The following is a 19,135-nucleotide window of genomic DNA, read 5'->3' on the forward strand; positions in this document are numbered from 1 at the left end:
TCACGTCGCGCCGACAGCGCCCGTTCCCGGGCTGACACCGGCGCCGGCCACCGCCCACGCGATCAGGCACACCGCTGCCGACGCCACGCCGACGCGCCCCCACCGCCACCGCCACACGACGACGGAGCCGAGTCCCACCGCCGCCACGCAGAACGCACCCGCGGGGCCGGACGGGACGGGCACGACGGCGCCAGGCACTGCCGACGCCCACCTCGCCACCCGAAGCAGCCACCACAATTCGGGCCCGGTGAAGCGGACCAAGAATTGAGCAGCCGCCGGCCATACGGTCGACACCGCTGCCGCGCCAGTACCGATCACGGTGATGGGCGCGATGACGACCGCCACCGCGAGGTTCGCCGCAATCGATACCAGGCTGACGGTTCCCGACATCCCCGCGACGAGCGGCGCCGTGACGAGTTGGGCGGCGACGGCGACGCTGACCGCGTCGGCAAGGGGTTTGGGCCAGCCCCGGTCGATGAGCCGTCGCGACCACACGGGTGCGATCACGACCAGCGCTGCGGTGGCCGACGCCGACAGCGCGAAGCCGATGTCGACGGCCAGTTGGGGCGCGCCGACCATCAAGATCAGCACGGTGGTCGACAGCGCAGGAATCGCCTGTCGTCGACGGTGCGCGACGATCGCCAGCAGCGTGATCGCGCCCATCACTGCCGCACGCAGCACGCTCGCCGACGGTTGCACCACCACGACGAACGCGGCCAGCGCCAGCGCGGCCATGCCTACCGCGACACGCGGGCCGACCACCGCCGCCGTCAACAGGACTGCGCCGCAGACGATGGTGACGTTGGCGCCAGACACGGCGGTGAGATGAGTTAGACCAGCAGCCCGGAACTCGTCGACCGTCGGTCCGGTCAAGGTCGACGTATCGCCCAACACCAGCGCGGGCAGCATCGCGGCCTGGTCGGCGGGCAGCGCTGACCGCGCCGCGTCGGCGAAGTCGGTGCGCACCCGCGCGGCGATCCGTTGGACGAGACTCGCCCGGCCGAGCGTCGGCTCCCCCGTCGCCGTCAGCACCGCGACGGTGAGGTCTCGCCGGGTTGGCGGGCCGACTCGGGCACGGAAGGCGGCAGGGCGGCCCGCGGTCAGCTGGCCGTATCCGATGCCCGACGCGAACACCACGACGCGACCGGACAGCGGCCGGTCGTCGACGGCGGTCAGGTTGCCGCGGAACATCACCCGGCCCCCAGCCACCGTGCGGGGCGACTCCGCCGCGACGACCACCACCGAGAGCGTCGCGCCGACCTGCCCCGCTACCGGATGCCGCGCCGCATCCTGCACGCGCAACGTCACCGAGATCGAGAACGCGATCCCGACGACTGCCACCGCGAGAACCCCGGGCCAGACCGCCGAATCCGGTTGCCTTCCGCGCCACCATCGCGTCACCAGAAACGTGACGGCCACCGCCGCCGCCATGGCCCACAGTGAAGCGGCACCACCCCAGAGGATGCCCGCCGCCGTCGCGCCCCAGCTCGTCAACGCGGCGGGAACCAGGCGCAGGTCGTGGCCGACCGCGCGGGCATCGGGCGTGCTCACACATGGACCAGGTCACGCAGCTTCTCCAGCCGCGCGGGACCGATGCCGTCGACCTCGCCGAGTTGCTCGACGCTGGTGAACCGGCCGTTGGCGTCGCGCCACCCGACGATCGCCGCTGCGGTGACCGGCCCGACGCCCGGCAACGCGTCGAGGTCTTCCAGCGTTGCGGTGTTGAGGTTCACCACATCCGGCGGCTCGGGACCTGATGTGCCTGCGGGTCCTGCCGCCTGTCCCGGTGGCGCCGTGATCGAACTTCCCATCGCCGTGGGTGCACCGGGCGGTGAGGTGATGCCGACGACGATCTGCTCACCGTCGGACACTCGGCGGGCCATGTTCAGCCCGATCAGGTCCGCGCCGTCGAGTGTCCCTCCGGCCGCGGTCAGTGCGTCGGCGATGCGTGCACCCGAGTCCAGCGTGACCAGTCCTGGCCGATGGACGAGACCGACCACGCTGACGACGACCGGCCCGCCGGGCTCAGCTGCTGGGCTGCCCGCCGGCGGGCTGGTCGACGAAACCATCTGCACGGGAGGGAGTTTCGCCGAGACCACCGGCGGTGGGTCGTCGCGCACCAACGTGAACACCGTGACCAGCACCGCGATCGCGCCGACCGCGACCAGCGCGATGACGCCTGCGCGGCCGGGGTCCGCCCGGATCGCCGCCACCCAGCCCGGGCCGCCCGTCGCCGGCGCGTCGGGCAGCCACCGCGACAGTGACCTATCGGGTTCCTCCTCCTCGGACCGTTCGGCTTCGGTGGGTTCCGATGCCAGGCGACGCTGCGCCCGGTCGGCGGGCAGTTCGGTTCGCATGGCCGCGACGGTAGGCGCGGCGACGGACGGGATCGCCGGGTCGGACGGACCTAGGTGCTCGGTTGTGGATGAACGACGATCTGTGGATGGCGGGTCAGAGCTGCAGGCCGCGAGCGTCGTCGGGAACCCGTGGTGGGTTCAGTTGCAGGGTCTTGCCGTCCGGCGTTGATGGCGCGTCGCTGGAAGGCGTTGCTCGCTCCAGGAACCGGAGCAGCTCGACGGGGAAGGGAAGCACCAAGGTGGAGTTCTTCTCCGCCGCGACCTCGACGACGGTTTCCAGGAGCCGTAGTTGCAGAGCCGCCGGGTGTTCTGCCATGATTTCGGCCGCCTGAGCCAGCTTTTCGGACGCCTGCAGTTCGCCCTCGGCGGTGATGACCCTGGCCCGTCGTTCACGCTCTGCCTCGGCCTGGCGCGCTATCGACCGCTTCATCGAATCGGGCAGCACCACGTCCTTGATCTCGACGCGGTCGATCTGCACACCCCAGCCCAGCGCGGGGCTGTCGATCATCAGTTCCAGGCCCTGGTTGAGGTGCTCGCGGTTGGACAGCAAGTCGTCCAGATTGCTCTTGCCAATGATCGACCGCAGCGACGTCTGCGCGACCTGGCCGATGGCGGACATGTAGTCCTGTACGTCGACGGCCGCCCGCACCGGATCCGAGACGTTGAAGTAGATGACGGCGTCCACCCGGACGGTCACGTTGTCGCGGGTAATGCCGTCCTGTGCGGGCACCGGGAGCGTGATGATCTGCAGGTTCACCTTCTGCAGGCGATCGGCGAACGGGATCAGCATCGTCAGTCCCGGCCCACGGACGCCGGATTGGACTCGTCCGAATCGGAAGACGACGCCCCGTTCGAATTGCTTGACCACGCGGATGTTGGCCAGCCCAAGCCAAATCACGCCAAGGCTTGCGGCGCCTGCCATTGCGAGTGTGTAGAGAATGCTCACGGTGTTCCTCCTCGAGGGACTACCCCGCGGCAGCCGTCTGGAGGGCCCGCGGGCCTACATCGATTGTGGCACCGGCGAGCCGTTCCAGCCATCGTCTCGCCAACACACCCAGTCGATCTCGACCAGTGCGCCGACCGCCAGCCCGGTGACCCCAACGCAGGTGCGCGACGGCAACCGTTCGGGAAACCAGACCGCGTAGGCGGCGTTGAAGGCGGCGTAGTCGTCCCAGTCGATGAGGTAGGCGCGCACCGAGACGACGTCGGCCAGCCCCCCGCCGCAGAGTTCGGTCACGCGCAGCAGGTTGCGAAGCACCTGATCGGTCTGGGTCGCGACGTCGGCACCCACCACGGTCCCGGTCGTATCGGTCGGCATCTGACCGGTGACGTGCAAGGTCTGCCCGGCGGCGGTGGCGTGGGAGAACGGCGCCACGCCCGGCGGCACGCCGTCCGCAGGCGTGAAGCTGAAGGCACGGATGCCGGTCATGCCGCGACGCCCGGCCAGCGCGGGAAGCACCGCTTGTCGATGCGGCCGTGCACGCCCTGGCGTTGGTCGACGACCTGGGTGACGGTGAAGTCGACGGCCACCGACATGAACGAGTAGGCGTCCCTGCGGGTCAGGCCGAAGACGAGCACGAGCACGTCGAGCGTGCGCAACGCCGCGGCCTTCATCGCCGCATCCAGGGTGTCGCCGAAGCCGTGCACCAACAGTTCGGTCGAGGTCTCCAGCACGGGCACGGTGAAGGGTAGATCACGTCGAATGGTCAAGCGCAGCAATCCGTTCAGTGACGACTCCAGCGCGGTCCCGCTGATCTCGCCGTCGCCCTGCGAGACGTGCGGGTCGCCCACCGACAGCAGCGCCCCGGGCACCTGCACAGGGTAGAACATGCGCCCGCCCGCTCCGATGCGCCAGTTGTCCACGTTGCCGCCGTGGTCACCGGGTGGCACCGACGACACCCGCTCGGGAGCGGCAGGCGCGACGCCCATGGTCCCGAAGTGCGGGCGCAACGGGACGACGACACCGGACAGCGCGGGTTCGCGCGCCGCGGCATTCGGTACGACGATGGTGCCCGGTTGATCGGCCAAAGGCGTTGCGGTCCAGTCGTAGCCGAACAGCGCCCGGCCCAGAAGGGCGTCGGCGTCGAGTTCGTAGACCGTCACCCGCTCGGTGGGCAGCTCGTCGTACAGGTGTCCCCAGTGTCCGGCCAGATTCGACCCGTAGGGCAGCCGCGGCGTGGCGGACAGGATGTCGACCTGCAGCACGTCGCCGGGCCGGGCACCCTCGACGGCGATTGGTCCGGTGAGCAGATGCGGGCCAGGCCCGCGGTCGGTCACCGATGCGAAGACGTCGGCGATTCGCGGGTCCATGAGCAGGTCGGGGGCGTCACCGGCGTGGTGGGTCAGCGTCTCGATGGCGACCAGATCTCCCGATGCGACGACGAGTGCGGGCTCCAGTCGCGGGTCGAAGTAACCCCAGTGCACCGTGGACGGAGTGGCGGGAAGGTCGTGCTGCATCCGGCGATCATGCCAGCGCGACGGTCTCCCTTCCTGTTGAGCGGGTGCCGAGCGATTCGCCTCAGCCCTCGAACACGATCTCGACGGCTTCTCCCTCCGCGACGTCTCGAGTGTCCAAGACCTCGCACCCGCGCTTGGGGTACAGCTTGAGGGTGTCGGGGTCCGGGACACTCTTCCAGTCGTGGTCGTGAGTCGATACCAGTGCGCGTCGCGGCTTCCCGTCGGGCTCGTCCTCGGGGAACACGACGTCGAGGATCTCGGCAACCGTCCCGTTGACGCTGCCGTGATGCGCAATCTTGACGAAGTGCACCGGCTTCAGCAGTTCCTGGTCGCGCATCGTCTCCCAGCTCCGTTCCTCGGCGTCGCCGGGGAACAGCAGTTTCCAGCCGCGCCAGGAGATCTCGAGAACGACGCTGGTGTTGTTCGCTGCCGCGTCGATCTCCATGATCGCCTGCCTGTTCACGTGGTTTCGCGACTGGACCAGGTCGTAGAACGCGCCGGCTTGCACACCGACCGGTGGCTGCCACTGGGCTTCGGCTGCCGCCGCCTGCCGGCCGGCCCCGACCGCTATCCCTTCCCCGGCGGCCGCGCCGAGTCTGGGCTGACTCCGTCGCCCGTAGTAGTCGGAGGTGTCCTCCTCGGGGGCCAGGATGCGCAGTTTCGCCTCCTTGAACGGATGCTTGCCCGCCAGAGACGTGGTGCGGTCGACGTAGTGCGTCTTCGCTGCGGGCGCGACGGTGCGAACGTGGTCGACGTAGTCGGCAGTGCGCAGGCCGAGCGCGCCCTCGGGCAGCAACGCACTGTTGTTCTGGATCATCATCGTGAGCCAGGGATCGCTCGCGGCGGAATGCTGTTCGACGAGACCCTTGTAGGTCTCGGCGAAATCGTTCTTCTTCTTCTTGGCGTTCTCGTGTGTTTCGTAGTAATCCTCGGCGGCCGAGCCGGTCAGCCACGCGTACTTGGCCGCGAGATCGACGTCATTGTTCTTCGCCGTGAGCAATCCTTGAACGTGATCGAGGTGCTCGTGCGTCATGACGTAGAGGTCAACCTCGCCGCCGGTGCGGTCGGCGATGTCCTTGACGACCGGGATGAAGACGTCGTCCTTGCTGGCGAGCAGGTTGCCGACGTCGATCAGGATGTGCCGGACGACTTCGGTGCCGTTGTGCTGTCGATCGGGGATCGAAATCAGGATCGCGTCGCCGAACAGCACGTTGTACGCACGGATGATGAGATCTGCCATCAGTTCATCTCCTCGATGTGTAGGAGCCGTTCAGTGCCTGTGATCCGAGCGACGTCGCCCATGATGCGCACCTCGACGCGCGATGACGGGCGCGACTGCGGGGCGGCATCGCCCTCTTGGACGACCGCGACCCGGGAGCCGGAGAGCAAGGCGGTCAGGAAACGATCCCGCCCTTCGCGTTGTTCGGCCCTCATCACGTCGCTGCCGACGAGCGCGAGAACCCTCCCGTCGTCCCATCGGACCGCCAGCGTGGCACCCGTCCGTACTCGTCGTTTGGCTGCCGGGACCGCAGGGGATCCATTGGCCTCGACCGAGTCCCAGGTGACCTTGAGTATCAGTTCGCGCTGGGTATTGTCGCCACCACCGATCTTCTTGGTCGCGTCTACCCGCGGCAGCACCTTGAAGGACACCCCTTCGGCGATGCCGAACGCCGCGCGGTGCTTCTCGACGTAGGCGTAGGCCGCCCAGTCGCTGTCGCGGATGTCGGCCAGATCCGCAGGCGCGATGTTCAGCTCCTGAGGCGCGATCAGCGCAAGGTCCGTCACCGCCGAGACCACGCCACGATCGACGAATCGCTGCGCAAGCCGTTGCCGCACTTCGGTCTTGCCTTCGCTGGTGCCGTCGGGGTCGGTCGCATTGTCTGCCGCCAAGGTGGCACGCCCGACGTCGCCGAAGGTCAGCTCGCCGGGCGGCATGTAGTCGATGCCGCGAAGGAGCAGGCGCCGAAAGATGTCTGCGGCGATGCCCAGCGAGCGGTTCGCGGCGTGATCGACGTTCATCGGTTTGTCAGCGGGGGCCGGCGTGGACCACAGCGACTTCCCTCGCTCGAAGATGTCGACCAGCGTCTCGTAGAAGATCGCCGACAGCACGGTGCTGAGTTGATGCGGATCGGTCCCGCTGACCGATGTCATGGTGTTGTCGTTGAGGAGGTCGCGCAACGCGTGCGGATGTGGGTCATCGGGACTGGGCCGTGCGATCCCGAACTGCTCGGCGATCGAGCTGAACGCAGTGGCATTCGAGATCGAATTGCCGTTCTGTTCCAGCACTTTCTGGCGAAGCCCCGCGCTTCGCAACGCCATCAAGACCGCGACGAGGTCGGCGACACCTTCGTGAATCGCGAGCGACTCCGCCCCCGACGCATCGTGCAGCGACGGAATCACCGCATCGAGCAGAGCGTGCCCGCATTCGTGGGCGACGATGTCGCGGCTGAGCGCCGTGTACACCCTGCCCTCACCCGATTCGAACCAGAAGAACTGCAGACTGCGGGTGGAACGGTCGTAGAACGCATTCGCCCATTCACCTGCTCGCGGGACGACGAGAAGTTGCTCCCCCTCGAAGGCCCAGGTGACCGGCCGACCCAACGCCCCCGACTCTTCGAACATCTGTACCGTTTCGAACACGGTGCCGAATGCGTTGACGGCGAGGAACTCTGGGGAGTCACGCTTCATCCCTTCCGTCTTGAAGCGCCCCCGCGTCGGCGAGGATGCCGTGAATGGGGTGAAGGTCGCCGGAGCGTCAAGCGGGGCACCCGTCGCCGGCTCGAAGTCGACGATGGCAATCCGTCGACACGTCGGTCCGTCGAGGAAGCGGTCGTGTTCGTCGTCGTCGAGTTTCAGTTTCTTCTGTTCGACAAGCTTTTCGCCTGTCGCGCCGAACTTCTCGTCCTGGATCATCAGGTCGATCTCGGCTAGCGCATACCCCATGGGAAGTCCTTCCAGAATGTCGTTGCAACGAGCACCGTCAGCCGGGCATCGCGGTGGATCATGGACTCGACGCCTCTGGCGTAGCCATCCAGGACGGGATGGCAGTCCTGCGATTTGGCGGCAGCAACGGTCTTGAGAACACCAGCCATGGGCCAACCCCCGTTGGAAAGGACTGCATGCAAATCAATGAGTGCGGCGTTCCGTACCCCCCGAGCGGGGTAATTCTACGACTGGTCGACGGCGTTCGGCATCGAGTTTGAATGACGCGGTCGTGTCGAAAGGGGAAACGATGTACCGGCGACCAAGAGCCCTGTTCCCCTTGGTCGCCTGTCGTATTCAGTCCATCCGGCCGCCACGCCGCGGATCACGCGAGCCGATGTGGGGTGTGACTTCTCATACTGCGTGTCCAATCGCACATCGTTGAAGTGCGGCGACGCGCGGTGTCTCACGTCGTGTCCACCGGGATTTGTCTCACGTTCGTGTCCAATCTGCGAAGGAGCAGACCCCCCGAAGACAACTTTGAGACTCGGCATTGCCGGGAATCGCCTGGCCGTCATTGCGTCACTGTGACAGCACATGTGAGTCACGTAGTGCGGCAGTGCCGCTTCGCGTTCGACCGGCCGATCCTGCAACGCAACGGATTCCGGAACGCCGACGATGTGCCCATTACGTCGCTCGCCGCCCAACCCAAGCCAGGTGATGGTCTGCGACGCGGCGTCCAAGACGATATCGGCCCTTGAGCACACCAACCCTCGTTCTGCCTTCGATGACTTGCAGGCCATGGTCTGTTGGCTTCAGAGTCTGCCTGTCGATCAAGATCGGCCATCGTTTCCAGGTTCCATGAATCTCCCAGCATTGAGACACGCCCATATGGACGCCCTCGCGGCGTACACGCACCCAGTGGTCGGGGTCAGCGGCGAAGTCCTCGATACAACCCGCATCCGAGGAACCGGTAGGCAACGTCAAGAGCCCTTCAACGGTAATAACCTCGACATCCCAGCGGAGCCGCGTCAGATCGAGGCTTCCGTAATCTTCGAGGAAGGAGCCGTTGTCTGAGTGGTCGTACAGCCACTGCTCTAGAACGTCGTCAGGCCACCCGAGGGCAACTGAGTGCGGGTTACTGCGAAATTGCGAGAAGCCGCCGGTGCTGTCGCGAGATTCCTTCGCAAGGCTCGAGAAGTCTGAGAGGTGCATACCGGAGACTTTCGCACGGATGAGCGACAAGTCCGTCGAGCACCCTCTTCGCCGCTGCAAGGCGGGTCGGGCCGGCTGGCAACTTCGGTTGCTTCGTCGCATTCCACGAACGCAGGCAATCGGGCATATGGCTCAATGGGTCGATAAGAACGGCCGAAACGAGTGACGTTGTTGTTCAGCATCGATTCTGAACTGTTGAAAGTTTCCGCCACTCGCGTAACACATGATTATGCATGTCGGCGAGCCATTTCCACTTTTCGAACACGCCGCCTGATCCCTCACGCACAAGGGCGCCCTCGATAACTGTCTTCTGACGACTGAGGTTGAGCGAGGCAGTTGTTCGTCAGCGTTTCGATCTTCCACTTGGTGAGTGTGTTCGCGCCGTCAGGAGAGGGCCGCAGTCTCCGCGGGATGGACCCGAGTCAGTCAGTCCACGACAGTCGCCCCGTGGGGCCGTTGGTCCCAGGGCAGGACCACGAGTGCTTGCAGGAATGTTTCTGCTAGCGGCGACCAGCTCCGGCGGGTAAAGGCGACGAGTTGACGAACCAGTGGTGACTTCAGTCTTCGTACACCGGCGTCGAGGCCGGGCGGTAGGACGTTGCTGGGAACGATCGTCACACCCAGACTGCAGGCGGCGAGATGGGCGGCCGCGGCTACTTGTCCTGTTTGAGCAACGCTGCGGGGAATGAAGCCAACCCGTGCACAGGCCGTCTGAATGAGGTGGGTCAATCCGTGGTCGGGCCCGTAGAGAACCCAATCGCGGTCTGCGAGTTCCTCCAGCGATATCGCCCGCTTGCTCTTCGCCAGCGGGTCCGACCGAGGCAAGACGACGACGAACTCCTCCCATCCCAGAGCGACCAGCGGGCCCTTCCAGTGCGGCGGGCGAGGTCCGACCGCTATGTCGCCGACACCCGCTCGTACCGCGTCGTCGAGTGCCTGACGGTGGGTGAACTCGCGCAGAGCAATCCTGGTCGACGGATGGTTGGCGTGCCACAGTTCGAAGGCCGGTGGTAGCACTCCGAAGGCTACCGACGTCACGGTGGCGACTTCGAGTTCGCCGCCTTCGAGTCCGAACACGCTGCGCGCATTGCGCTTTGCGCGATCGGCATGGGTGACAGCAGAGCGGGCCTCGGGCAGAAACTCCTTGCCTGCCGAGGTGAGCCGAACGCCCTTGGGGAGGCGCTCCAACAACGCCCCACCGAGTTCGTGTTCGAGGCTCTTCACGTGTTGCGAGAGCGAGGGCTGAGCCACGAGTAGTCGCTGCGCGGCACGGGTGAACGAACCCTCCTCGGCGATGGAGACGAAGTACCGAAGCTGCAGAAGGTTCACCACATCAACATAACGTTTGGCTATGGAGAATCGGATGTTTTCGTCTTTGCAATATATCGGTGGGGCGGCGAAGGTAGTGGCATGGCTGCGACCCCCTCCCACGGTGTGTGAGTGTCGGAGTGCGAACTGCTCTGCTGGATCACGTGTTTCACAGCGCATCACCTCTTATCGGCCAGATTCACCTGACGTACTTGATGGCTTCAGTAAGGAGACCTCGATGGATTTTCACTTGACTGACCGCGTTGTCGTAATTACCGGGGCGGGGTCGGGGATCGGTTTGGCCACGGCCCAGATATTCCTCGCCGAAGGCGCGACGGTGGTTGCCGTGGACGTCGATCCGTCGGCCGCCGGCGAGCTCTCGGACGACGTGACTGCACTAAGGGTCGATCTCTCCACGCCCGACGGCCCAGATTTCGCGGTTTCCGAGACGATGAGAGCGTTCGGCCGAGTGGACGTGCTGGTGAACAACGTGGGCGCGTTCCCGTTCCGCGAGAGTTTCCTGGCCGTCTCGGACGCGGAATGGAATGAGCTGATGAATCTCAACTTCTATTCAGCCGTGCGAGCCTGTCGCGCAGCGCTGCCGCACATGGTCGAACAAGGGCGCGGCGCCATAGTGTCCGTGGCCTCAGACGTGGGACGCGCCCCGGACCGTTTCTTCGTCGACTACAGCGTCTCCAAGGCTGCGATATTGATGATGTCAAAGGCGCTCAGCATCGAATTCGGTCCTGCTGGAGTCCGTTCCAACTGTGTCTCACCGGGCCCGACGCGAACACCCGCGTGGGATCGACCGGGTGGCTTCGCCGACTCGCTGGCCACCGAATACGGCCTCGACAAAGAGGCGGCGATCGATCATTTCGCCAAGGACGTTCGAAAACTGCCACTGCAGACCCTCGGTGACCCCCACGACGTTGCTCGGGTGATCGCCTTCCTCGCCTCGGACGTGTCCAAACACGTTACCGGCGCTGACTACACCGTCGACGGTGGCATCGTCGCCGCCGCCTAGCGACTGTGGCTTGTGTGACCCAACGACTGACAACTATGGAGGTTTGGAATGTCTGATCGACACGCAGTGGTCGTCGGTGGGCTGGGAGTGATCGGGCGCTCGCTGATCGATCACCTGACCAGTGACCCGAGCTGGGATGTGATCGCGCTGTCGCGACGGGATCCCGATTTCGACACGACGGCCCGTTTCCTGTCGGTCGACTTGCGCGAAGAGAACAGCGCGACTGCTGTGCTGGCAGAACTCACAGACACGACACACGTCTTCTACGCGGCTTATCAGCCCATGCCCACCCGCACCCTCGAGGTCGATGCGAATCTCACCCTCCTCGTCAACGCCGTGCAGGCGCTGCGCTCGGCATCCTCGCGCCTGGAACACGTCAACCTGATGGAGGGTGGGAAGTGGTACGGCTGCCACCTCGGGCCGATCCGCACGCCGGCGCTCGAAGACGACCCGCGGCACATGCCGCCGAACTTCTACTACGACCAACAGGATTGGCTTGAAGAAGCCGCTGTGCGCGGTGACTTCGCGTGGTCAGCCCTTCGCCCCGAGGCGGTCTGCGGGTTCGCCGTGGGTAACCCGATGAACTTGACCATGGCGATCGCTGTGTACGCGGCGATCTGCGGTGAACTGGGTGTCCCATTTTCGTTCCCCGGCAAGCCAGGCGCGTGGACGGCTCTCTACGAAGTGACTGACGCGCGCATCCTCGCCCAGGCGGCACAGTGGGCAGCAACCGAGCCTTCAGCAGCGGGAGAAGCGTTCAACATCACCAACGGCGACTACTTCCGCTGGTGCAACATTTGGCCGAACTTCGCGGCCATGTTCGGTCTCCCCGACGCGGAACCGCGACACATCTCGCTGACGGAATTCATGGCCGACAAGGGCCCGGTGTGGGATCGCATCGTCGCCAAGCACAACCTGCAGCCATACCCATATTCCGACATCGTCTCGTGGGGCTTCGCGGACGCCATCTTCGGCTCGGACTGGGACATAGCGCGCTCGACACTGAAGGCACGACGGTACGGCTTCACCCCATTCATCGAGACGGACCGCATGTTCGCCGAGCTGTTCGCCGACCTCCAGCGCAACCGCATCATCCCGAGCACTCTCACCGTCCAGTAAGACATGTCGACTCCACCGCCAGCGCACCGGTTCAACGATGAAAGTCAGGAAGACCGATCATGACCAACCCGAATGACAACACTCCGCTAACCCGCACGACCGTGCGCATCCCGACGCCCTCCGGCGAGGAGCTGGAGGCGTGGTTCTACGAGCCCGCGGGGCAAGGCCCCCACCCAGCGGTCGTCATGGGACACGGCCTGGGTGCAGTGAAGGCCGGCGGATTGTCGCCGTTCGCGGAACGGTTTTGCCGTGAAGGCTTCGCCGTGATGGCGATCGACTATCGGCAATGGGGCGGCTCAAGCGGGCAGCCGCGTGATGAACTCAACGTCCCGCGCCAGCGCCAAGACTACAGCGACGCAATCGGTTGGGCAGCAGCGCATCCCACGATCGACGCGCAACGGATCTTCGCGTGGGGCACGTCGTTCGCCGGCATGCACGTCACCGCGCTCGCCGCGTCGGACTCGCGACTCGCGGGCGCCGTCGCCCAGTGCCCACTCGTCGACGGTCTCGCGGGGGCCACGCTGGTTCGGCCCAGTCGATCGATTCGCCTCATGGCGGTCGCGGTGGCGGATCGGATCGGTTCGCTGTTCGGGCGAGCCCCGATCTACCTGCCCGTCAGCGTGGCACCAGGACAGTGGGGCGTCGCCGACACCCCGGATGCCCTGTTCGGCGAAAAGATGGTAACGCCACGGGAATCGGTGGACTGGAACAACCGCCTGGCCGCGCGTTCACTGCTGAGCATCCCGATGCACCGGCCCGTTCGCCGCGCCGCGTCCATTCGCATACCGATTCTGCTCATCGTCGCCGAAACCGACACGCAAGCTCCGGTGGCACCGGCTCTGCGCGTGGCCCAGCGGGCTGCGCACGCCGAACTGCACCGCAGCAAGGGCGGCCACTACGACGTGTACGAAGGCGGTGTGGCCTTTGATGAAGTGCTTCGTCTGGAGGTTGAATTCCTCTGCAGGCACGCCGGACTCGCAACATGAGCGCGCGCACCACGAACCTAGACCTGTACGGGAAAGTCGTCGCGATCACCGGAGGCGTCCGCGGGATCGGGTTGGCCACGGCCCAGGCATTCGCACGACGAGGTGCCGTGGTGGCGATCGGCGACCTCGATACAGGAGTTAATCGTGTCGCCGCAGCGCGGATCGGCAAGGAAGCGATCGGCCTTGCGCTCGACGTCACCGATCGGGCCAGCTTCGACTCGTTTCTCAACGAGGTAGAGCACCGACTGGGTCCGCTGGACGTCATGGTGAACAACGCTGGCATTCAGCATGTGGGACTGTTCGCCGATGAGAGCGACGCCTCCACCGACATCCAGGTCGCCGTCAACCTGGGCGGCGTGCTGACTGGCTCCAAGCTCGCCCTCGCCCGGATGCGTCCCAGTGGCCGCGGCCACATCGTCAACGTGGCCTCGGTGGCCGGCAAGATGGCCGCGCCGGGCGGTGCAACATACTCCGCCACCAAACATGCCGTCGTCGGGCTGAGCGAATCGCTACGCGGCGAGCTTCGTGGCAGCGACATCGCCGTCTCCGTCGTCATACCGGCAATCATCGCCACCGAGATGGCCGACGGGCTCGGCTCGGCGCGCGGCGTGCGCCCCGTCGACCCGACCGTCGTGGGCGAAGCCATCGTTCGTGCGGTGCTGCGCGGGCGGGGCGCAGATGTGTACGTGCCTGGATATGCCGGCGCCATCAATAACGCAATGTCAGTGCTGCCGCGCAGCTGGCGAGATGCAGTAGCGCATCTCCTGCGAGCTGACAGCGTGTTGACCGATGTCGATCAACCGGCGCGCACCGCATACAACACGCGGCTAGCAGCCCAGGACACACCGCGTGGAGGCAGACCCGATTCAGCGGTGCACCAGCCTTGAACACTCGCTCCCGCCCTCCCCGAGGATCCTGACCATCTGACTTCGTTGCGTGCACACGGACTCACGACGCAGACCGATCCCATGGCTCCACCAACCACGCTCGTCCAACATCACCCCGGAATACACGCGGAAGGAACGACATGCCCCCTACTTCTAACGACGAGAAACTCACAGATCAGCCGCTGGCCGGAACACTGATCGGCGAAAACTTCCGCACCTGGGATGACGAAGTTCGCCAAGACTTCCTGGACAACGCGTTCAACGGAGAAGTGGGAAGTCGGCTACTGAGCGAATCCGACCGGGTCCGCGTCTGGGAGATACGTCTGCAACCAGGAGAGCGCGTGGCCGCCCACCGGCACGTCTTGGACTACTTCTGGACCGCGATCAATCCCGGATCAAGCAGACAACACACAGCCGACGGAACCACACGCGAAGTCACCTACGTAGCCGGCGAAACACGCCACTTTCATTTCGCCGAAGGCGAATACCTCCTTCACGACCTCGAAAACGTTGGCGACACCGAACTGGTGTTCTCGACGGTCGAATTCCTCGACAGCGCGAATCCCCCACTGCCCCTGCTCTTTGACGACTGCTCCAGCACCTAGGAGCGTAAAAGGCTCGCGCGGAGTGGCGGCCGTTGACTTCACAAACCAGAACAACACCATTCGACGAGAAGAGATCCCAATGACGACTGTTTCCTCGACCGCGGCGGCCCACGACGCGGGTATCACCCCAAATACTCCCCCACAACTCGGCGAAGGCGGCATGCGATGATCAAACTCGGCTACGGACTGATCACCTGCCAGACCCACCCCGATGACCCGCGGGACTGGCAGACTTTGTACACCGAAGCCCTTGAACTGGCGAAGATCGCAGAATCCTCTGGTGCGGAATCGATCTGGGTGTCTGAGCACCACTTCACCGATGACGGATACCTGCCAGCGTTGCTGCCCTTGATGTCGGCGCTTGCTGCCGTGACCACCACCGCATCGATCGGCAGCGCCATGGTGCTGGCCCCGCTCTACGATCCGGTGAGACTCGCCGAAGATGCGGCAGTGACAGATTTGATCTCCCGCGGAAGGGTCATCCTCGGACTCGGACTGGGCTGGCGCGAAGAGGAATTCGCCGCATTGGACCGGTCGACGAAGACGCGGGCGCGAGCCCTCGAGAACGCCATCAATGTGTGCCGCGCCGGGTGGCAGGGTCAACCCGCGAAGACATCAGCTGACGGAAGCCGCTACGGATACATCGTTCCCCAACCCGCGAATGGCCGGATACCGATCTGGATCGGTGCGGGAGCCGACGTCGGACTTCGCCGGGCGGGGCGGCTCGCCGACGGTTACATGGCAACGAACTGCACCCCCGACGAGCTCGCCACCTCGGTCCGCACCGTCCGCGAGGAAGCAGAACGACACGGACGCAACCCAGACGACATCGAGATCGCCGTCCACCTCCAAACTTTCGTCACCGACGATGCCGACCCTTGGGCCGCGGCCAGTGATCACATCCTTTATCAGACATGGAAGTACACGGAGTTCGGGCTGAAGTTCGGCTTCAACGGCGTTCTGCAACGCCGCCCAAAACTGGACTCACACTTTGAATCCTGGGCGCGCGACATCAGCGTTGTCGGCAGTGCCGAGCGAGTGGCCGAACGCATCCACGAGTACTCCGATAGAGTTGGAGGAAATCTCCACTTCATCGCCCGGTCATATTTTCCCGGCCTGGGCGCACAACGCCAACGCGACGGCGCGATGGCCTTAGCCGACGTGCGCCGGTCACTACAGCCCTGATACGAGCCAACCAGCAGCAAGGCCCCGGCGGGCCGTCGCAACCTCGCCCCAAGGGCTCCACTCCGGTCGGCGATGGGAAATCGAAACGGGGTGAACTGCGATACGACGGTGTACGCGCCCGCACTGAGTGAGCAGCGCCTAACGCACGAAGCTGCAGTAATCCATACGCCAAGGTCAGTTCCGTGGGTCCGGCTCCTACGAGCAACACCAATCGCCCAACCTCCTTCCCCAACGGCACGACCGAACGGACGCGAGTCATCTCTCAGCCACTTACAGTGCCCCGCTCCGATGTGACACTTCGGGCCTTAGCGCGGCATCCATATTAGGCCACCTAACTATGCAGTGACCGGCCCCAGCATCGCTATCGGAGCGCCTTGGTAGTCGAGCGAGCGTAACCGCGTTCGTTGGCAACATCGGACAAGAGGGCGCGCAGCTGCCGCCGTCCCCGGTGCATCCGCGACGCCACCGTGCCGATGGGCGAGTCCATGATCTCGGCGATCTCCTCGTACGCGAATCCTTCGACGTCGGCGTAGTACACCACCATCCGGAATTCCTCCGGAAGCGCCTGCAGCGCCGCTTTGATCTCGGTGTCCGGCAGGGACTCGAGCGCCTCGATCTCTGCCGACCGCAGTCCGGTCGACGAATGCTGGGCGTTCGCCGCGAGCTGCCAGTCGGTGATCTCCTCGGTCGGATACTCTGCCGGTCGCCGGTGCTTCTTCTTGTAGACGTCGACGTAGCTGTTGGTCAGGATTCGGTAGAGCCAGGCCTTCAAATTCGTCCCATCTCGGAATGTCCGAAATCCCATGTACGCCTTGATCATCGTTTCTTGCAGTAGGTCCTCGGCATCGGCAGGGTTCCGCGTCATCCGCAAGGCGCCGCCGTACAACTGGTCTAGCAGCGGGATCGCGTCGCGCTGGAAGCGTGCCGTCAGCTCGGCGTCCGTCTCGACCACCGGGACGCCGTCCGAGTCGGTGCGGACGGCCTCACCCACCGCTCCGACCGCGTCACGATCGAGCGTGGTCATCACGGCCCGTTCCTTGCACGTTGCGAATGAAGCCGGACCCGCGATCGACGAATTGCGTTGGCTTTCCACATATCCCGATGTCAATCAGCTCGCGATGAATTGTGTTGAACGGTGATCTTGTGTTGGACGGTAGCCAACGCCGCGTCGCGAGTCTCGGCGGCGGGTGCGAGCAGCTTCTAAGCATCCCTGTGGCCTTTTTTGATCAGAGTGCGTAGTCGTACTGTTCGATGAAGCGCGGTGGGGCGCCGAGCAACGCTGCCGCGTTGTTTGGCCAAGAGGCATCGCGCAATAGCGCGCGGCCGAGAAATACCGCGTCGGTCTGTCCGGTCGCGACAAGTTCTTCGGCCCACCGAGCATCCGTAATGCGGCCGACCGCACCCACGGTGACCTGCGCCTCGCTTCGGACACGCGCGGTGAGGGCGGTCTGATAGTCACGGGTATGCGGGATTGCTGCTGGTTCGATGCCCGCCGAGGATCCGTCGATGAGGTCGACGCCGCGCCCAGACGCCCAGCGGGCCAGCTGAATCGAGTCCTCGACGGTCCACCCGCGGCGTCCATCCGAGGGATCCTCGGTGATCCAGTCAGTCGTGGAGATGCGCAGGAAAACCGGCAGGTTCGCCGGCCAGATCGCACGAACGGTGTCGACCACGTCGAGGACGAGGCGCGCACGATTCTCCAGAGTGCCCCCGTACTCGTCACCTCTCTGGTTCGACAGTGGGGACAGGAAAGAATGCAGCAAGTAGCCGTGTGCCGCGTGTATCTCCACGACCTCGAAACCGGCTTCGAGAGCTCGGTGCGTCGCGGCGGCGAACGACTCGACCAGGTCGGCGATTCCTTCGCGATCGAGAGCCGTCGGCGTGGGGTAACCGGGGAACGCGATGGCACTTGGCCCCACCGTCGGCCAACCGTCGGCGCCTTCGGTGAGGGGCGCACCGCCGCGCCACGGCCGATCCACCGACGCCTTCCGGCCGGCATGAGCAAGCTGGATGGCGGGCACGGCACCCGCTGATGTGATTGCCTGTGCCAAACGTCGGAACTCGGGTGTCTGCTCGTCAGACCACAAGCCCAAGTCCCACGGCGTAATTCGACCATCAGATCGAATACCGGTCGCTTCGATCATCACCAACCCGGTGCCACCGGCAGCGCGCGACCCGTAGTGCGCGAGGTGAAAGTCCGTCGGCATGCCAGCGCGCCCTCCAGACTCTGCCGAGTACGTGCACATCGGCGACATCCATACCCGGTTCGGGATGGTCAGCCCCCTGAGCTGGATCGGCTCGAACAACGTGGCCATGAAATCTCCTCTATTTCGAAATCAGCCGTGTTACCGGCCGCTGGTCGCCAGCCTCTTCGCCGAGCGATGTAACTGTGCGATGACAACTCCTGCCGAGCATTAGCCGAACGAGTGAGGCGTCGATGCGTGCCCCACGCGTGGCCCTTTGCGATTAGGCCAATGCGTTCATCACCTTCTGTTGGGGCCGGGCGGATGAATGCCTCAGCCGACCAACGGAGTCAGCGACACGTCACGGGCCCGTCAACGAATGTGAGTCCCCGAACACTTGCGCCCGGTTGGGTCGGAGCCGATACAGAGAGCGGACTTCGCCGCCGGCGGGGTCGCGCAGGGGGTAGATGGCTTCACCGAGGTATGCCTGGCTCATGTCGTTCAATGACGCGGTGACGGTGGCGCCGCGCTCGGGGTCGTCCTCGTCGATGGTCTCGATGACCTCGCCCTGGACGGACATCCAATGGTAGGGGTCGGAGGGGTTGATGAAAAGCAACGATGCCTGGCGCCGCAGGCGCAGGTTGCGGTCTTTCTGTCGGTCGCGGACCGAGTTGAGCAGGATCGTAGTTTCGTCGCGGCTGACCCAGACGGGGCTGATGTGGATGGTGCCGTTGCCGTTGAGGCAGGCCATGGCGGCGGTGACGGGTTCGTCGAGTAAAGCGCGGTGGCTAGCGGGCAGGTCTTCGAGCGTGCGTCCGGTCTCCCGGTTGCCGACGGCGAAGGATCCGGTCTTGCCGGGTGGTGTGATGGTGCTGATTTCCATGTTG

General features: G+C 65.1%; 19 protein-coding genes. 6 read left to right on the forward strand and 13 right to left on the reverse strand.

The genetic code is table 11. The annotated features are described in order from the left end of the window. From HNP02_RS19260 to HNP02_RS19305, 10 genes are all read right to left on the reverse strand, one after another. Positions 1-1,551, reverse strand: coding sequence for a ComEC/Rec2 family competence protein (locus tag HNP02_RS19260; RefSeq protein ID WP_309241627.1), 1,551 nt, complete (start codon positions 1,549-1,551; stop codon positions 1-3). Next, the gene (locus tag HNP02_RS19265) at positions 1,548-2,357 is read right to left on the reverse strand and encodes a ComEA family DNA-binding protein (RefSeq protein WP_184441396.1); all 810 of its coding nucleotides are present in this window, start codon (positions 2,355-2,357) and stop codon (positions 1,548-1,550) included. Before HNP02_RS19265 ends, HNP02_RS19260 begins: the two co-directional genes overlap by 4 nt. Before the next feature lie 94 nt (positions 2,358-2,451). Next, on the reverse strand, positions 2,452-3,279 hold the full coding sequence (locus tag HNP02_RS19270) for a slipin family protein (RefSeq protein WP_184441729.1): 828 nt from the start codon (positions 3,277-3,279) through the stop codon (positions 2,452-2,454). 78 nt (positions 3,280-3,357) lie between these two features. After that, on the reverse strand, positions 3,358-3,786 hold the full coding sequence (locus HNP02_RS19275) for a RidA family protein (protein WP_184441398.1): 429 nt from the start codon (positions 3,784-3,786) through the stop codon (positions 3,358-3,360). Then, entirely contained in the window at positions 3,783-4,814 is a 1,032-nt protein-coding gene (locus HNP02_RS19280) for an acetamidase/formamidase family protein (protein ID WP_184441400.1), read from the reverse strand. The genes HNP02_RS19275 and HNP02_RS19280 overlap by 4 nt, the downstream gene beginning before the upstream one ends. 61 nt (positions 4,815-4,875) lie before the next feature. Continuing rightward, entirely contained in the window at positions 4,876-6,054 is a 1,179-nt protein-coding gene (locus HNP02_RS19285) for a hypothetical protein (RefSeq protein ID WP_184441402.1), read from the reverse strand. Next, on the reverse strand, positions 6,054-7,757 hold the full coding sequence (locus HNP02_RS19290) for a hypothetical protein (protein ID WP_184441404.1): 1,704 nt from the start codon (positions 7,755-7,757) through the stop codon (positions 6,054-6,056). Before HNP02_RS19290 ends, HNP02_RS19285 begins: the two co-directional genes overlap by 1 nt. After that, a complete protein-coding gene (locus HNP02_RS19295) occupies positions 7,742-7,906 on the reverse strand; it encodes a hypothetical protein (RefSeq protein ID WP_184441406.1) in 165 nt (54 codons plus the stop codon). The genes HNP02_RS19290 and HNP02_RS19295 overlap by 16 nt, the downstream gene beginning before the upstream one ends. 517 nt (positions 7,907-8,423) lie before the next feature. Beyond that, a complete protein-coding gene (locus HNP02_RS19300; protein WP_184441408.1) occupies positions 8,424-8,951 on the reverse strand; it encodes a hypothetical protein in 528 nt (175 codons plus the stop codon). A gap of 426 nt (positions 8,952-9,377) precedes the next feature. Continuing rightward, a complete protein-coding gene (locus tag HNP02_RS19305; protein ID WP_221317745.1) occupies positions 9,378-10,280 on the reverse strand; it encodes a LysR family transcriptional regulator in 903 nt (300 codons plus the stop codon). A 22-nt stretch (positions 10,281-10,302) separates the two neighbouring features. Here HNP02_RS19305 and HNP02_RS19310 point away from each other — a divergent pair, with 22 nt between their 5' ends. The 6 genes from HNP02_RS19310 (at position 10,303) to HNP02_RS19335 (ending at position 16,065) form a co-directional block, all read left to right on the forward strand. Then, positions 10,303-11,283 carry an SDR family NAD(P)-dependent oxidoreductase gene (locus HNP02_RS19310; protein ID WP_221317746.1) on the forward strand — a complete coding sequence of 327 codons (981 nt, stop codon included), beginning with the start codon at positions 10,303-10,305 and terminating at the stop codon, positions 11,281-11,283. A 48-nt stretch (positions 11,284-11,331) separates the two neighbouring features. Next, positions 11,332-12,402, forward strand: coding sequence for an SDR family oxidoreductase (locus tag HNP02_RS19315; protein ID WP_184441414.1), 1,071 nt, complete (start codon positions 11,332-11,334; stop codon positions 12,400-12,402). 59 nt (positions 12,403-12,461) lie between these two features. Further along, complete coding sequence (locus HNP02_RS19320; RefSeq protein WP_184441416.1) at positions 12,462-13,388, forward strand: alpha/beta hydrolase; 927 nt, start codon at positions 12,462-12,464, stop codon at positions 13,386-13,388. Then, entirely contained in the window at positions 13,385-14,275 is an 891-nt protein-coding gene (locus tag HNP02_RS19325) for an SDR family oxidoreductase (RefSeq protein ID WP_184441418.1), read from the forward strand. The genes HNP02_RS19320 and HNP02_RS19325 overlap by 4 nt, the downstream gene beginning before the upstream one ends. 140 nt (positions 14,276-14,415) lie before the next feature. Further along, on the forward strand, positions 14,416-14,880 hold the full coding sequence (locus HNP02_RS19330) for a hypothetical protein (protein WP_184441420.1): 465 nt from the start codon (positions 14,416-14,418) through the stop codon (positions 14,878-14,880). Between the two features lie 165 nt (positions 14,881-15,045). Next, positions 15,046-16,065, forward strand: coding sequence for an LLM class flavin-dependent oxidoreductase (locus HNP02_RS19335; RefSeq protein ID WP_184441422.1), 1,020 nt, complete (start codon positions 15,046-15,048; stop codon positions 16,063-16,065). A gap of 361 nt (positions 16,066-16,426) precedes the next feature. Here the strand turns inward: HNP02_RS19335 and HNP02_RS19340 are convergent, their stop codons facing one another. From HNP02_RS19340 to HNP02_RS19350, 3 genes are all read right to left on the reverse strand, one after another. Further along, entirely contained in the window at positions 16,427-17,089 is a 663-nt protein-coding gene (locus HNP02_RS19340) for a sigma-70 family RNA polymerase sigma factor (RefSeq protein WP_184441424.1), read from the reverse strand. A 202-nt stretch (positions 17,090-17,291) separates the two neighbouring features. After that, the gene (locus HNP02_RS19345) at positions 17,292-18,380 is read right to left on the reverse strand and encodes an NADH:flavin oxidoreductase/NADH oxidase (RefSeq protein WP_184441426.1); all 1,089 of its coding nucleotides are present in this window, start codon (positions 18,378-18,380) and stop codon (positions 17,292-17,294) included. 229 nt (positions 18,381-18,609) lie between these two features. Continuing rightward, entirely contained in the window at positions 18,610-19,131 is a 522-nt protein-coding gene (locus HNP02_RS19350) for a pyridoxamine 5'-phosphate oxidase family protein (RefSeq protein ID WP_184441428.1), read from the reverse strand. Positions 19,132-19,135 lie beyond the last annotated feature (4 nt).

The organism is Mycobacterium sp. AZCC_0083, from assembly GCF_014202335.1.
Classification (GTDB): domain Bacteria; phylum Actinomycetota; class Actinomycetes; order Mycobacteriales; family Mycobacteriaceae; genus Mycobacterium.

Bases quoted from the DNA above. Each gene is read 5' to 3' on its own strand.
- HNP02_RS19265 (WP_184441396.1), bottom strand. From the start codon at position 2,357: ATGCGAACCGAACTGCCCGCCGACCGGGCGCAGCGTCGCCTGGCATCG.
- HNP02_RS19270 (WP_184441729.1), bottom strand. From the start codon at position 3,279: ATGGCAGGCGCCGCAAGCCTTGGCGTGATTTGGCTTGGGCTGGCCAAC.
- HNP02_RS19275 (WP_184441398.1), bottom strand. From the start codon at position 3,786: ATGACCGGCATCCGTGCCTTCAGCTTCACGCCTGCGGACGGCGTGCCG.
- HNP02_RS19280 (WP_184441400.1), bottom strand. From the start codon at position 4,814: ATGCAGCACGACCTTCCCGCCACTCCGTCCACGGTGCACTGGGGTTAC.
- HNP02_RS19285 (WP_184441402.1), bottom strand. From the start codon at position 6,054: ATGGCAGATCTCATCATCCGTGCGTACAACGTGCTGTTCGGCGACGCG.
- HNP02_RS19290 (WP_184441404.1), bottom strand. From the start codon at position 7,757: ATGGGGTATGCGCTAGCCGAGATCGACCTGATGATCCAGGACGAGAAG.
- HNP02_RS19295 (WP_184441406.1), bottom strand. From the start codon at position 7,906: ATGGCTGGTGTTCTCAAGACCGTTGCTGCCGCCAAATCGCAGGACTGC.
- HNP02_RS19300 (WP_184441408.1), bottom strand. From the start codon at position 8,951: ATGCACCTCTCAGACTTCTCGAGCCTTGCGAAGGAATCTCGCGACAGC.
- HNP02_RS19310 (WP_221317746.1), top strand. From the start codon at position 10,303: ATGGAGAATCGGATGTTTTCGTCTTTGCAATATATCGGTGGGGCGGCG.
- HNP02_RS19315 (WP_184441414.1), top strand. From the start codon at position 11,332: ATGTCTGATCGACACGCAGTGGTCGTCGGTGGGCTGGGAGTGATCGGG.
- HNP02_RS19320 (WP_184441416.1), top strand. From the start codon at position 12,462: ATGACCAACCCGAATGACAACACTCCGCTAACCCGCACGACCGTGCGC.
- HNP02_RS19325 (WP_184441418.1), top strand. From the start codon at position 13,385: ATGAGCGCGCGCACCACGAACCTAGACCTGTACGGGAAAGTCGTCGCG.
- HNP02_RS19330 (WP_184441420.1), top strand. From the start codon at position 14,416: ATGCCCCCTACTTCTAACGACGAGAAACTCACAGATCAGCCGCTGGCC.
- HNP02_RS19335 (WP_184441422.1), top strand. From the start codon at position 15,046: ATGATCAAACTCGGCTACGGACTGATCACCTGCCAGACCCACCCCGAT.
- HNP02_RS19340 (WP_184441424.1), bottom strand. From the start codon at position 17,089: ATGACCACGCTCGATCGTGACGCGGTCGGAGCGGTGGGTGAGGCCGTC.
- HNP02_RS19345 (WP_184441426.1), bottom strand. From the start codon at position 18,380: ATGGCCACGTTGTTCGAGCCGATCCAGCTCAGGGGGCTGACCATCCCG.
- HNP02_RS19350 (WP_184441428.1), bottom strand. From the start codon at position 19,131: ATGGAAATCAGCACCATCACACCACCCGGCAAGACCGGATCCTTCGCC.